At 72.0% G+C, this 13395-nt stretch carries 12 protein-coding genes; 4 read left to right on the top strand and 8 right to left on the bottom strand.

Annotated elements, in window-relative coordinates:
• The first annotated feature begins 152 nt into the window (after nt 1-152).
• Complete coding sequence (mgrA, locus tag ABZY45_RS09470) at nt 153-1190, top strand: L-glyceraldehyde 3-phosphate reductase (RefSeq protein WP_356737801.1); 1038 nt, start codon at nt 153-155, stop codon at nt 1188-1190.
• A 407-nt stretch (nt 1191-1597) separates the two neighbouring features.
• Here mgrA and ABZY45_RS09465 read toward each other — a convergent pair whose 3' ends face one another.
• From ABZY45_RS09465 to ABZY45_RS09455, 3 genes are all read right to left on the bottom strand, one after another.
• A complete protein-coding gene (locus tag ABZY45_RS09465; RefSeq protein WP_356737799.1) occupies nt 1598-2053 on the bottom strand; it encodes a hypothetical protein in 456 nt (151 codons plus the stop codon).
• A gap of 103 nt (nt 2054-2156) precedes the next feature.
• Entirely contained in the window at nt 2157-3005 is an 849-nt protein-coding gene (locus ABZY45_RS09460) for a class I SAM-dependent methyltransferase (RefSeq protein ID WP_356737797.1), read from the bottom strand.
• Between the two features lie 71 nt (nt 3006-3076).
• Nucleotides 3077-3892, bottom strand: coding sequence for an A24 family peptidase (locus tag ABZY45_RS09455; RefSeq protein WP_356737795.1), 816 nt, complete (start codon nt 3890-3892; stop codon nt 3077-3079).
• Between the two features lie 105 nt (nt 3893-3997).
• Between ABZY45_RS09455 and ABZY45_RS09450 the strand changes: the two genes are divergently transcribed.
• Complete coding sequence (locus tag ABZY45_RS09450; RefSeq protein ID WP_356737793.1) at nt 3998-4387, top strand: DUF192 domain-containing protein; 390 nt, start codon at nt 3998-4000, stop codon at nt 4385-4387.
• On the opposite strand, the gene ABZY45_RS09445 is transcribed toward ABZY45_RS09450, so the two are convergent.
• From ABZY45_RS09445 to ABZY45_RS09435, 3 genes are all read right to left on the bottom strand, one after another.
• Nucleotides 4359-5135: a hypothetical protein gene (locus tag ABZY45_RS09445; protein ID WP_356737791.1), complete on the bottom strand. Its 777-nt coding sequence runs from the start codon at nt 5133-5135 to the stop codon at nt 4359-4361. The genes ABZY45_RS09450 and ABZY45_RS09445 overlap by 29 nt on opposite strands.
• An 89-nt stretch (nt 5136-5224) precedes the next feature.
• Entirely contained in the window at nt 5225-6409 is a 1185-nt protein-coding gene (locus ABZY45_RS09440) for a hypothetical protein (protein ID WP_356737789.1), read from the bottom strand.
• Nucleotides 6410-6440: 31 nt separating this feature from the next.
• Entirely contained in the window at nt 6441-6884 is a 444-nt protein-coding gene (locus ABZY45_RS09435) for a hypothetical protein (protein ID WP_356737787.1), read from the bottom strand.
• A 336-nt stretch (nt 6885-7220) separates the two neighbouring features.
• Here ABZY45_RS09435 and ABZY45_RS09430 point away from each other — a divergent pair, with 336 nt between their 5' ends.
• Nucleotides 7221-8501: a benzoate/H(+) symporter BenE family transporter gene (locus ABZY45_RS09430; RefSeq protein WP_356737785.1), complete on the top strand. Its 1281-nt coding sequence runs from the start codon at nt 7221-7223 to the stop codon at nt 8499-8501.
• A 38-nt stretch (nt 8502-8539) separates the two neighbouring features.
• Here the strand turns inward: ABZY45_RS09430 and ABZY45_RS09425 are convergent, their stop codons facing one another.
• Nucleotides 8540-9421, bottom strand: a complete 882-nt coding sequence (locus ABZY45_RS09425) for a hypothetical protein (RefSeq protein ID WP_356737783.1) — start codon at nt 9419-9421, stop codon at nt 8540-8542.
• Nucleotides 9418-11010, bottom strand: coding sequence for a polymorphic toxin-type HINT domain-containing protein (locus ABZY45_RS09420; protein WP_356737781.1), 1593 nt, complete (start codon nt 11008-11010; stop codon nt 9418-9420). The genes ABZY45_RS09425 and ABZY45_RS09420 overlap by 4 nt, the downstream gene beginning before the upstream one ends.
• 384 nt (nt 11011-11394) lie before the next feature.
• Here ABZY45_RS09420 and ABZY45_RS09415 point away from each other — a divergent pair, with 384 nt between their 5' ends.
• Nucleotides 11395-13389, top strand: coding sequence for a hypothetical protein (locus tag ABZY45_RS09415; RefSeq protein WP_356737779.1), 1995 nt, complete (start codon nt 11395-11397; stop codon nt 13387-13389).
• The last annotated feature ends 6 nt before the right edge of the window (nt 13390-13395 follow it).

Genomic DNA, 13395 nt, shown 5'->3' with positions numbered 1-13395 from the left:
GGGTCCGGGGCCGCCCCCCGGGGGATCGCCGCGCGGTTCGCGCACCGCTTTCACGCGCCGCGGACCGGCAGGTCCCGAAGCGGCCACATTACTGCGGACGGGTCTCGGGGGCCCAACCCGGCCTGTCACAAGTCCGTGATAAGGAGTGAAACGTGACTGATTCCCTCTCCTACCTCCCCGACACATCACGCTACGGCTCCATGGAGTACCGCCGCACCGGCCGCAGCGGGCTCAAGCTGCCGGCCGTCTCGCTGGGCCTCTGGCACAACTTCGGCGACGACCGCGCCCTCGGCTCCCAGCGGGCGATCCTGCGCCGCGCCTTCGACCTGGGTGTGACCCACTTCGACCTGGCGAACAACTACGGGCCGCCGCCCGGCTCGGCGGAGCTGAACTTCGGCAAGCTCTTCCGCCAGGACTTCGCCCCCTACCGGGACGAGATCCTCGTCTCGACCAAGGCGGGCTACCGGATGCACCCCGGGCCGTACGGGGAGTGGGGGTCCCGTAAGTACCTGCTGTCCTCCCTCGACGCCTCGCTGCGGCGGATGGGCCTCGACCACGTCGACATCTTCTACTCCCACCGCTTCGACCCCGCCACCCCGCTCGAGGAGACGATGGGGGCGCTCGCCTCCGCCGTGAGCCAGGGCAAGGCACTCTACGCGGGCGTCTCCTCCTACAACGCCGCGCAGACCACCGAGGCGGCCCGCATCCTCCGGGAGATGGGCGTCCCCGCCCTCATCCACCAGCCGTCCTATTCGATGGTCAACCGCTGGGTGGAGTCCGACGGGCTGCTCGACGCGCTGGAGTCCGCCGGCATGGGCTGCATCTCCTTCGCGCCGCTCGCCCAGGGCCTGCTCACGGACAAGTACCTGGCGGGCATCCCCGAGGGATCGCGCGCCAGTCAGGGCAAGTCGCTGGACCCGGGGCTGCTGTCCGACGAGATGGTGCGCCGGCTGCGCGGGCTGAACGACATCGCCCGGGGGCGGGGCCAGTCACTCGCCCAGCTGGCGCTCAACTGGGTGCTGCGGGACAGCCGGATGACGTCCGCTCTGATCGGCGCGTCGAGTGTGCGGCAGTTGGAGGAGAACGTGGCCGCGCTGGCGGCCCCCGCGCTGACCGCGGCCGAGCTGAAGGAGATCGACACCTTCGCCGTGGACACCGCGAGCACCAACATCTGGGCCAACCGGGGCTGAGGCGAGCGGGCCGGGCCACCCAGGGCCTCTCGCCGCGGGGCCACCGGGGGCGGGCCGCACACACGGCCCGCACGGCCGCCGCACACCCCGGGCACAAAAAACGGGCCGGTCCGTGGGGGGGGTTACGGACCGGCCCGAGGGGGGGTTTCCACCATAACCCTTCGTAAGTGATGCTGCGTGCCACGCCACGAAACAACTACTCTCCGAGTTCGCCGGAATGCGCTGCGGGCATGCCCGCGCCCCGCCTGGAGGACAGATTCCGTCCTGTAGGGGTCCTGGCCGGTTCCATGACGACACGAGCCCGGGAGACAGGCAGGCCCCCAGACGCCCGGGGCACGGGCCCGGGGGAGGTGCCGGAGGGCGCGGTGGAGGTGGCGGTGGGCGCGGGGGTGCGGACCCCCTGCGGCTCAGTCGCGCCGGAAGCGGATCCCCACGGTGTCCCCGCCGTTGACGACGAAGTCGCCGTCCTCGCAGCGGATCACCGCCTCGCGCACCTCGCCGTGCTCGTCGCGCCGCTCCTGCGTGCCGATGACCGTCCACGCCCCGCCGTACGGCGGCGGGGGCAGTCGGTCCAGCTGCTCGAACTGCCACTGACCGGCCGGCACGCACCAGTCGGGGAGGCCGGGCCAGGCTCCGGAGGTGATGCTCAGCGTGTGGTCGGACGCACACGTCAGGAGGACCGACTGCCCGCCGTCCAGCACGAACTCGACGGCTTCGGGCTCCCCGGCACGGCCCTCGGGCCGGTAGAACAACCCCTGGACGGCGGTGATCCGCGCACCCGTGAGCCAGTCGGCCTTCCCGTGGCGCGGACGGCCCACCGGCGGGCTGATCTCGTCGCCCGGCATTTCCCTTCCCACCGACATGACCTGCTCCTTCGTTGTGCGCTCAACCACCAGGGTCGCACTACTCATGGGTAGGACGGAGGGGCAGGGGATGCCGTTGCATCCGGCTCCTGTGAATTCGGCCTCAGCGTAGGGGTGTTGGGGACTTCTCCGGTTTGCGCGCCTCGATCAGGAACCGGGAGCTGTGCGCGACGAACGGACCTTCTGTCTCGATCAGGCGGTGGAGGGACCGCAGTTGCGGCAGGTAGCCGGCGACCGTGAACCCCGGCACCATCCAGATGACCTTGCGCAGGAAGTAGACGACGGCGCCGATGTCGCGGAACTCCATACGCAGTCGCTCGGCGCGCAGATCCGTCACCTCCAGCCCGGCGGCCTCGGCCGCCTCCCGAGCCCGCCGCGGGTCCCGTGCTCCACGCTCCTGCGCCGTGCGTGGGCCCAGGAAGTACTCGATGAGTTCGAACACGCTGGCAGGGCCGACCTGCTGGGAGAAGTAGACGCCTCCCGGCTCCAGCACCCGGGCGATCTCCTCCCACCAGGTCGTCACCGGATGGCGGCTGACGACCAGGTCGAAGGCGCGGTCCCCGAAGGGCAGGGGCGGCCGCTCCCCCACCGCGACGACCGCCGCGCCGCGCGGGTGGAGCAGCGCGGTGGCGCGGGCGATGTTCGGCGGCCAGGACTCGGTGGCCACGGTCAGCGCAGGAAGCACGGGCGCGGAGGCGAGGACCTCGCCGCCACCGGTGTCGATGTCGAGGGCGGCGCGGGCGTGCGCCATACGGCCCGCCATGGCCTGTGCGTAACCCCACGACGGCCGCTCCTCGGTTGCCCGGCCGTCGAGCCACGAGAAGTCCCAGCCGTCGACGGAGACGGCCCCGGCCTCCGCGACGAGGGCGTCGAAGCGGGCACCCGAGGAGGCGGGTGCGGCCGGGGCGGGAGCCTGTGAGGAGGGGACGCGGGGTCCGGACGGTCCAGTCATACGGGAAGGGTGTCAGCCTCCCGCCGCCCCGCGCGACCGCATATTCCGTACGTCCGTGCGGCCGGTGAAGCTCAGGCCGCAAGGCCTCCGAACAGCAGACCGACGAGCGCGCCGGCGATCATGAAGGGGCCGAACGGGATACCGGTCTTGCGGCCGGCCCGGCGCAGCAGCATCAGCCCCGTCCCGTACAGCGCGCCGAAGAGGAAGCCGGCGAATCCCCCCGCGCACAGCACCGCCCAGCCGTACCAGCCGAGTGCCACGCCGAGCGCGAGGGCGAGCTTCACGTCGCCGAAGCCCATCCCGGTGGGGTTGATGAGGAAGAGCAGGAAGTAGAAGCCTCCGAGCGCCGCCCCGCCGAGCACCGCCGAGCTCCAGGACCCGCCGTGTCCGGGCAGCAGCGCGGCGCACCCCAGGAGCACGGTGGCCGCACCCGCCAGGGGCAGCGTCAGCCGGTCGGGCAGCCGGTGCACCCGGCGGTCGATGACGGCGAGGAGTACGGCGACGGGCGCGAGCAGCAGCCAGACGACCGCCTCGGGCCGGCTTCCGGTGGCGGCGGCGAGGGCCGCGCAGGCGAGCACGGTGACGACCGGGGCGAGGACGCCCGGGGCGTAGCCGCGCCGCTGGGCGGGCGGCGGGAGCGCCGGGGCGCCGTCCGCCGGGGTGCCCGGGGCCGAGGCGCCCGGCAGCGCGGGGACGGCCACGGCGCAGGCCGCGCACCGGGCCGAGCCGAGCCAGCCACGCGGGGACCCGGTGAACGTGTGCCCGGCCGGACAGGCGTCCCGCCAGGGCTCCCCGGTCTCCACGGAGAAGCGGTAGGCGGCGCGCGGGAGCAGCAGTCCGGCGGCGGCGCCCCAGAGCACGGCTACCGCGATGAGGGTGGCGTCCACGGCGCCGACCCTAATCCGGCCCGTGGCGCGCGGTCTTGGGCCCTGGGGCCCACTGCGGGCCGTTCAGGACCCACAGGGCGGCCGGGGGGTCTACGGTCGGTGCCCATGGGGAAATGGCGTGACGGAAGCGGAACACTGACGGTCGGGACGGATGCGGACGTGCGGGAGGTGCCGCTGCGGATCGCCGCCTCCTACCGGGCGCGGACGCGCGGGCTGCTCGGCGTGGACGGCGTCGAGGGGGCGCTCCTGCTCACGCCGGCCGGGAGCGTGCACACCTTCCGGATGCGGTTCACCATCGATGTGGCGTACCTGGACCGGAAGTTCAACGTGCTGGCGGTCCGCACGATGAAGCCCGGCCGCCTCGGGCTGCCCAGGCTCCGCGCCCGCCATGTGGTGGAGTCCGGGGCCGGGGAGATGGAGCGGTGGGGTCTGCGGCCGGGGACCCGGGTGCGGGTCTCCGCGTCCGTCACGGAAGTTTCGCCGCCTGTGCAGTGACGAGCGCGGCCGGGACCTCCGGGGTGGCCGCCGTCAGGAAGTTGGCCGCGTAGAAGGTGACGACGGTGGAGCCGGTCCGCACGAGGTGGAAGACGAGCGGCACCTTCGCCCCCGCCAGGCTGCCCGTCACCTGGTAGGCGAACGATTCCTGGCCGGCCTCGGGCGCGGGCAGCGTCTTGACGCCCGTGTAGGTCGAAGGCCCGTCCGCACTCGTCGTACGGAACCCGTCCGCGCAGTCCCGCACCGCGTCCCGGACCGAGCGCAGCAGTTCCTCGGCCCCGCCCGCCGGGTGGGAGGTGAGGATCTCGGTGACGACGGTCTGGTCGTCCTCGCCCTCCTCCGTCGTGTCCATCGCCGTACGGAAGACGGTGGCCGCCGGGGCCGGTTCGGGCGAACCGTTGATGATCGCGGTGATCGGCCGGCAGTCCTTGTCCTGGGACTCCTCGGTGCCCCGTTCGTCGGCGCCCTCCAGCGGGGCGATCTCGTAGCCGGGCACCTCGCCGGTGGTGAGGGCCACCTCGGCGAGCTCGGCCTCGGTGAGGGTCTTGCCGCTGCTGGTGGGCGTGGGCGCCGGGGTGGCGGCGCCGGTCGTGGCGGGGGCGCCCGAATCCGGTGTCCGGGAGGCGGCGGCCTTCTTGCCGGCCCCCTTGTCGCTCCCGTCGTCGCCGCTGTCGTCCGGGCCGCAGCCGGTGGCCGCCAGACACAGGACGAGCGCGCTCGCCGCCACGACAGTGCTCCGTACCTTCATCGCTCACCGCTCCTGACCCGCTGTGCACCGGATCCGCACGCTAACAACCGGGATGCCCCGGGCGCGTGGGCCCGTGGGCCCAACTCGGCTCAGGGCGGTCCCGGCCCCAGCAGAGTCCATGCCCCGTACGCGGCGGAGGCCAGGGCCGCGGCGACGACCGTGCCGGTGCGTGCCGCCGTACGGAGCCCCGCGAGCGCCACGGCCGGCGGCAGGAGCAGCGGGAAGGCGGGCATCATCAGGCGCGGGCGTGAGCCGAAGTAACCGGAGCCGATGAGCGAGACGACGACGATCCCGATGCCGTACACGAGCACGGGGAGCGGCTGCCGCTGCCGCACGCACAGGACCACCAGCCACGCAAGGAGCACCAGAGCGGCGCCCAGTCCCAGAGCGGCCGGCAGGGGCAGACCGATGACGAAGGCGGCCAGTGCCCGGCCTCCGTCGATACTGTTGCCCCACTGCGCCTGCACCTCGAAGTAGGCGAGGGGACTGCCCTGCCGCACGCCGACGTACACCACGTACGCCAGCCAGCCCAGCGGTGCCAGGCAGACGCCCAGCAGCATGCGCGCGTGGCGGCGCAGCAGGCTCTTGTCGCCACCCTGCCGGTACTCACGGACGAGGACGGCGGCGGCGGTGACCGCGAGGGCCGCGATGAGCGCGGCGGCCGAGGGGCGCGTGAGTCCCGCGAGCGCGCACAGCGCCCCCGCGGTGATCCAGCGGCCCCGGAGTACCGCGTACAGGGACCAGGCGGCCAGTGCGGTGAAGAGGCTCTCGGTGTAGGCCATCGACTGCACGAACGCCGTCGGGTACGCCCCCCACAGCGCCGCCAGCAGCACTCCGGTGCGCCGCCCGTGGAGCCTCGCTCCGACGGCGAAGATCCCCCAGGCGGCGAGGAGCCCCGCGAGCCAGGCGACGCCGATCCCCGCACCCTCCACGGTGAGGGGGGTGAGCTCGGCGATGCCGCGTTCCAGCGCGGGCAGCAGCGGGAAGAAGGCCAGGTCGGGATGGACTCCGCCGTCGGGGAGGGTGACGGTGTGGCCGTAACCGTGTTCGGCGATCCGCTGGTACCAGACGGAGTCCCAGCGCCCGCCCAGCAGATGCGCGGCGTCCTTGCCCGCGGCCGACGCGGCCGCCCAGAGGACGAGGAGCCCGACGGCCCGGACCGCCGCGTAGGCGCCCAGCGCGGGCCCGGCGGCGGCGAGCTGTGCCGTGGCGCGGTGCCGGGCGCTGCGGGGTTCGGGCGCCTGTGGGCGGGAGCGCGTCTGCTGATCGGGCATGCGGCCGATTATGTGCCCGAGGAGGCTCCGGTCACCAAGCCGGGCGGGGCGGCGGCGCTCCGCCCGCCCGCAGTACCTCCACGTGCGGGGTGAGCCGGGTACCGAGTTCCCGGCCCACCAGCGGGGCGACGGTGCGGATCAGCTTCAGCTGCGCCGAGCGCAGGAGGCGTAACGTGACGTCGTCGGCCCAGCCGGTCGTGGTGGACCATTCGTACCCGGACCCGACCACGTCGCTGGCGAAGGCGAGCTCGGTGGCGAGCAGGGCCCGCGCCCAGTCCATGGGGTCCAGGGATTCCTTGTCGGCGAGGGCGCTGCGGATGGACATGCCACGGCGGCTGACGTCCTGCGCGCTGTCGAAGCCCATGGCCACGGCGAACTCCTCCGTGCACCGGGCCGGACCGCACCACTCCATCAGTCCCAGCTGGAGCAGCCGGGACTCCTCGTCGGTCAGCGACAGTTGCTCAGCCGTGGGCACGCGGGTCCACCTTCCATTGGCGGCCCGGCCCGGCGCCGTGGGGGGGAGCGCCGGGACGGGCGTCGATCACTTGCTGCGCAGACGCTAAGTTCCGGGCGGCTGCCCGTCGTGGGCCCAGGGGCCCAACTCGGGGCCCGTACCCAAGCTGGGTGGGCTCGGGGTTCCGCACCCGGCCCGTACCGACTCGGGGGCCGTTCCCGGCCTGGGAGACCCGGCCGCCGCCGTCCCGTCTCGGGTGCCGGACCCTGCGGAGCGGGCGCGGCACCTCGTGCGAGGGTTTCGGACGGCCGTGCGAGGCGTACGGCGGCGTGAGCGGCGGAGGAAGGACGACAGCGGATGGCCGGTTCATCGGTACCGACGGCGCAGGACAGCGCGGAGCGGGCTGAGCCCGGTGCGCCCGCCCCACGGCCACGGCTGGTCCGCGACCTCTCCCTGTCGGCCGTGCTGGCGGGTGTCGTCGCCGTCGTCGTCTCCTACTCCGGCCCGCTGGTCATCGTGCTCTCCGCCGCCCGAGCCGGGCACCTGGACCCCGGACAGACCGGTTCCTGGATCTGGGCGATCTCCATCGGCAGCGGGCTGACCTGCATCGGCCTCAGCCTGCGGACGCGCATGCCGGTCGTCACCGCCTGGTCGACGCCGGGTGCCGCGCTCCTGGTCACCAGCATCGGCTCGTACGCGTACGGCGAGGTCATCGGCGCGTTCGTGGTGTCCGGTGCCGTGATCGCCCTGATCGGGGTGAGCGGGGTCTTCGGGCGGTTGATGCGGCTCGTGCCCGGCGCGGTGGTCTCCGCCATGCTCGCCGGCATCCTCTTCTCGTTCGGCGCGGACGTGTTCACCTCGCTGGAGCACACCCCGGTCATCGCCGGATCCGTGCTGCTGGCCTATCTGCTGGGCAAGCGGTGGCTCCCCCGGTACGCCGTCCTGCTGGCGCTGGCCGCCGGTGTGGTGTGCAGCGCGGCGAGCGCGAGGCTTCATGTGCGGCTGGACCATGTCGGCCTGGTGCAGCCGGTGTTCACGACGCCGGATTTCTCGGTGGCCTCACTGGTCGGGATCGCCGTGCCTCTGACGCTGGCGACACTGGCCTCGCAGAACGCCCCCGGCATCGGCGTGCTGGCGGCGTCCGGCTACCGCCCCGACGACAGGTTGCTGGTCGGCTCCACCGGTCTGGTCTCGGCGGTGCTCGCCCCCTTCGGCTCGCACGCGGTGAACCTCGCGGCCATCACCGCCGCGATCTGCACGGGGCCCGAGGCGCACCGCGATCCCCGGCGCCGCTACGTCGCGGGGGTCGCCTGCGGTGCCGTGTACCTGGTGGTGGGGGCCTTCGGCTCGACGCTGGTGGCGTTCTTCGCGGGCCTGCCGAAGGAACTGGTCGCCGCCCTGGCCGGGGTCGCGCTCCTCGGCGCGCTGTCCGGCGGGCTGACGGGGGCGGTGCGGGAGGAGAAGGACCGGGAGGCGGCCCTGATCACGTTCCTCGCCACGGCGTCCGGCGTCACCCTGTTCGGCATCGGCTCGGCGTTCTGGGGGCTGGTGTTCGGAATGGGGGCGCACCTGGTGCTCGACGGCCGCCTCCGCCGTACGGCTCCCGCGCCGTCCGAACCGGTGCCGCCGGAGCGGTAGCGGGCCCCGCTCCGGTCAGCGCTTGTCAGGGCACGTTCTCAGTCGTCCCACGGCAGCTTCACCGGGCGCCGGTGCCACCACCAGCCCCGGTCGGCGACGGCGGAGCCCGAACGGGTGAGGCGGCCGAGCAGCGCGCCGGAGTCCTCCTCGGTGCCGCGCCGGAACACCTCGTCGAGCTCGGCCACGGCCCGGACGACCGGCTCCTGTTCCGGGCCGTCGACGGCGGCCAGGTCCGCCAGCCGGTCGCGGGTGCGCAGGTCCTCGACGTACAGCTCGGCGGTGTAGCGGCCACCCGGCGACCATCCGGCGTCGATCCGGCGCACCAGGCGCTCCCAGAGCAGGAGTGCCTCGCGCGCCCGGTTCACGGTGCCGGTGGCCGGCGCGTGGCCGTGCGGGTCCCTCGCCGCCGTGTAGGCGTCGGTGACCGGCGTCTCCACGCGCTGCTCGCGCAGGATCTCGGCCAGCACCTCGACCCGGGCCGCCGGGAGCTGGTCCATCGGAGCTTCGACCGCGTCCACCAGGAGGGCCGGAGGTTCCTCGTCGCCGTCCCCCTCCAGCAGACGCGCCCGGGTGACCGTCCCGTCCGGACCCACCGCCCAGTAGGCCGAAGGGGCCTTCTCCCGCGCGGGGTACAGGACCGTCGTACCGAGTGCGTCCGCGAGCCGCAGGGCCGCCTCCTCCTCGGCCGGCGCCTCCACCGCGTCCGACGCGGAGACGTCCCAGGCGAGCGCCAGGTCTCCGGCGACGGCGTGGTGCGTGCAGAGGACCGGGGCGTCCCAGTTCCTGTCGTCCGCCTGACCGGTGTCCTCGTCCGCGACGTCCACGTCTGCGTCCGCCACGTCGAGTGCTCCGGCCAGCGCCGGCGCCATGAGGTGCGGCGCGGGCCGGTGCACGGTCAGGAATGTGTAGCTCGCGGTCATGAATAGGTCCCGTCGTAAACCTTCTTGGCCTTCTCCACCACCTCAGGATGGTCGGCAAAGCGCGGGTTCCTTGTCAAAGCGGGTGAATCCGTCTTGCCGCCCGCCTTGGCGATCTCCTTGAGCGCCGCGTACTCGTTCCTGTCGAGTTCGACGAGCCCCTTGCCGGAGATCGGGAAGGTCCGGCCGTTCTCCTCCACGCCGTACTTGCGCCCGTTGATCTCGTAGGCACTGCCGTTGTCGACGAGCTTGCCCTTGCCTTCCGCGATGCCCTTGATGTCGTTCGTGATGTCGGCCTCGTTGCCCTTGAGGATGACGGTGTTCTTCTCCTTGACCATGCCGTTCCTCGCGCCGGCCACGGTGTGCCTGGGGTGCGGCGGCTTGAGCTTCTTGCCCGCCGCGGGTCCCTTGACGTTCGGGTCGGTCTCGAACTCGCAGTCGTTGTTGTGCACCAGCGCCTCGGCGGAGCCGATGCCGACGTAGTACGCGTGGATGCCGTCGACCGAGAGGTCGTGCGTGGTCTGCCGCTCCGTGTAACGGGAGACCCCCGTCACCACGAGCGACCCGCCGTCGGGAAGCCGGAGCCGCTCGCCCGTCACGATGTCACCGGCATCCACCCAGTCCTGCCGGCTGTTGAGCCAGAAGGGGTGCGTGTCGGTGGCCGTGATCGCGCCGGCCGACGTGGTCAGCCGGGTGAAGTGCTTGTCGTCGTAGGTGGTGAACGTCTCCGTCACCCGGCGCACCGCGGAGACTCCCCGCTCCGGATCGGTGGCGACCACCGTGTCCCCGGCCCGCAGGGACTCGATGGGAACCCTCCTGCCGTCCGCGACGAGCACCGGGGTGCCGGGCGGGAAGCTGTGACTGACCGGGCACGTCTGCGGCTTGTCGTCCTTCTTGGGCGGGTCCTTCTTCTCCGCGTCAAGCTTCTTCTGCGCGTCCGCGAGCTTCTTCTCGGCGTCCGTGACCTTCTTACGGTTCTTGATGAGGTTCTTCAGGCCGTCGTACAGGTCCCCGCCGTGCTTCTTGAGCTTCTTGATCAGCTCGGCGGCCTTCTTCCACTTCCACGGCGCCCCGTACTTCGCCGCGAGCTTCCCGACCGCACCGCCGACCAGGCTCAGCAGCACGTTGATCAGCGTCTCGGTGCAGGCGCCCATGTCGCCCTTGGTGATGCAGTCCAGGGCGTCGGTGATCCCCAGCTCCTCGGCCAGGATCTTGGCCAGCTCCTTCGCGGCCTCGACCGCCTTGTCCGAGCTGTCCTTCTCGGCCTTCTGCGCGTCCTGGAGCTCCTTCAGCGCCGCGTCGTAGTCGATCTGCGTCTGCGACTTCGGCGCGCCGTCGTCCGAGGCCGGGTCGCCTTCACCGGCCGGATCGCCCGCCTGGACGTCCGTGTCCCCGCCACCGCCGTCGCCGCACTCGCCGCCACCGCCGATCCGGCACACCTGGGCGCTGATCTTCTCGGTGAGCTCCGCACCGATCCCCGTCGCCACCAAGGCGCCGACGATCGCCGCGACCACCAGCACCAGACCCAGATACTCGACCGCACCCTGGCCGCGCTCACCGCCACGCGACCGGCGCAGCCCGACCAGCCGCACCCCCGTCCGCGGCACTCTCCCCCGCGACCAACGACGCAACCGACGACGCACAACCCCCGGACCAGACATGCACAGCACGCTAACGACCGCGCCTACCCGATGTCTTGGGCCTCTGGGCCCAACTGCCGCAGCGGCTCCGGACCTGGGGGTACGAGCGGGGCGGACCCCGGGGAGTGGTGGCGGGAGGTGCGCTCTGGGTCCGGGGGCCCACGGAGGTGAGCCGTCCCCCTGCCGGGTCCGCCAGGGCCACGCTCGGCGAACCGGGCGTCCATGCTGCGGAGTTGGGCCCGCCTTTGGGGCCGAGGGCCCAGGTCACGGGCGTTTTCCGGCCGTACATTCACCCTCCAGAGGCAACAGGGCCGGCGTCGTCGAAAGGGTGAAACCGTGAGCGGTGGCAGAGACTGGGGAAGCGGTATCCCGGGCCATGTACCGCCGGGTTCCGCCGGTGGCGGGGACGGCTGGTTCTTCCCGCTGAGCCGCAGTTGGGCGGCCGGCGCGCTCGTGTACGTCGTCGCCGGCTTCCTCGTGACGCGGGCGCTCGTCGAGACGCTCGGAACCGGGGAGCGCCTCGACCTGTTCGGCTGGCGCCTGGTCCTGCTGCACCTGCCCGGCGTCCTCGTCACCGTGCTGACGGTCCTCGCCGCCGCCCGCGCCCTTCCCGAACGGCAGCGCGAATCCGGCGTCCTGCGCCTGCTGGGCGCCCTCGCCGTCCCCGTCGCCGGACTCGTCTACGGCTATGCCGTGGCCTGGGACGTGGTGGGTACCGAGGGCGTGGTGATGCCTGCGGTCGCGATGGTCACGGGCTCGGCCGTGGGACTGGCGGCCGACCGGCTCCTGGAGGACAGGGACGATCGCCCCGCGCCCTCGTCGGCGTACACACGCTCGTACAACTGGCGTGACGGCGGCGCCACGGCCACCGAATACCTGGGTGTCGTCGTGCTGGTCGTCGCCCTCGTCGCGGCGCTCGCCATGGCCGGGATCGGGGGCCGGATCGGTGACCGTATCCGCTGCGCCATCACCTCCCTCACCGGGGACGGCGGCGGCGGCTGCGCGACCGGCGGGGACGGTACGGCGAAGCCGAAGACCGACGCGGACTACGAGCCGAAGCTCTGCCAGGTCTCCAGCATCTCGGACACCGCGGGCGGCAAGGTCAAGATCGGCTGGTTCGAGTGGGGCGAGGAGTACGGCTTCCAGCAGAAGGTCGCGCAGGCCAAGACCGATGTGAACGAGGACGGGAAGGTCGACGAGAACGACAAGCTCGTCTACATGACCTTCACCGACGCCGCGTCGGCGGGGGCCAACGCCAGTACACCGGGGGTCAAGCTCGGCAGCCTTGGCAAGGCGGACATCGACATCGGCGGCGGCGTCAAGATCACCAACGGTGACACCTGGGTCTTCAAGAGCGAGGCCGACGCGCAGAAGATGCGTGACGACATCGAGGAGATGAAGATGTGGGAGACCTCGATGAAGCACAGCGGCGGCTATGGCGGCGGCTGGTACTCCGGCATGAAGTGGGCGGAGAAGAAGGAGGACATCGAGAAGAAGATCGGCGACAAGAAGATCTCCTACTCGACCATCGGCCTCAACGTGTACGCCGACGGCGGCCTCTCCATCAAGGCGGGTGACGAGGACAAGCTCGGCGCCAAGCTCGGCGGCAAGGCCAAGTTCTCGCCCGATGTGACGATCACCAAGGACGACGTCAACGGCAACGAGTCGTACACCTACACCGCCAAGCTCGAACTCGAGGGCAAGGTGAGCGGCAGCGCCGGTCCGCTCGGCGGCACCGCGGGCGCCAAGGACACGAACACCGGGGCGATCACGGTCACCCGCGACCAGAAGACGGGCAAGATCGTCCGGATCGACATGACGAAGACGGTGGAGAAGACCTCGACGTCCGACAAGGGCGAGGCCGGCGGTGACAACGGCAAGAAGGACGGCGACAAGCGGGGCGGCAAGGGGAGCGTCACCGACTCCTCCGGTGACACGGGCATCGAGGTGCAGACGAATTCGATCGTCTTCGGCAAGGAGACCGACGAGGCCACCGAGGCCAAGCGGTCCATCGCCGAGAACTGGCTCGACGGCTCCGGCAACAACACGGCACCGTTCGAGTACATGTTCGGCGACCATGCACTGGACAAGAAGCCGGCGGGTACGGACCCCTTCGAGCAGCTGATGTTCCAGGACGGACTCTCCAGCACGATGCAGTACCACGGTGAGACGGACGCCCAGGAGTTCGGCTTCGAGGTCTCGCTGGGGATGAGTCTCGGATTCTCGATCTCCGACGAGCACAAGAAGGAGACACTGACGGACGCGCAGTTCCTCGGAGCCCCGCAGGGCGACAAGCGCTCGTACCTCCCGTACAGCTACTGCGCACAGTGAACACAC

It is taken from the genome of Streptomyces sp. NPDC006516, from assembly GCF_040611875.1.
Lineage (GTDB): Bacteria > Actinomycetota > Actinomycetes > Streptomycetales > Streptomycetaceae > Streptomyces.
This window is presented reverse-complemented; position numbering and strand designations above follow the sequence as displayed.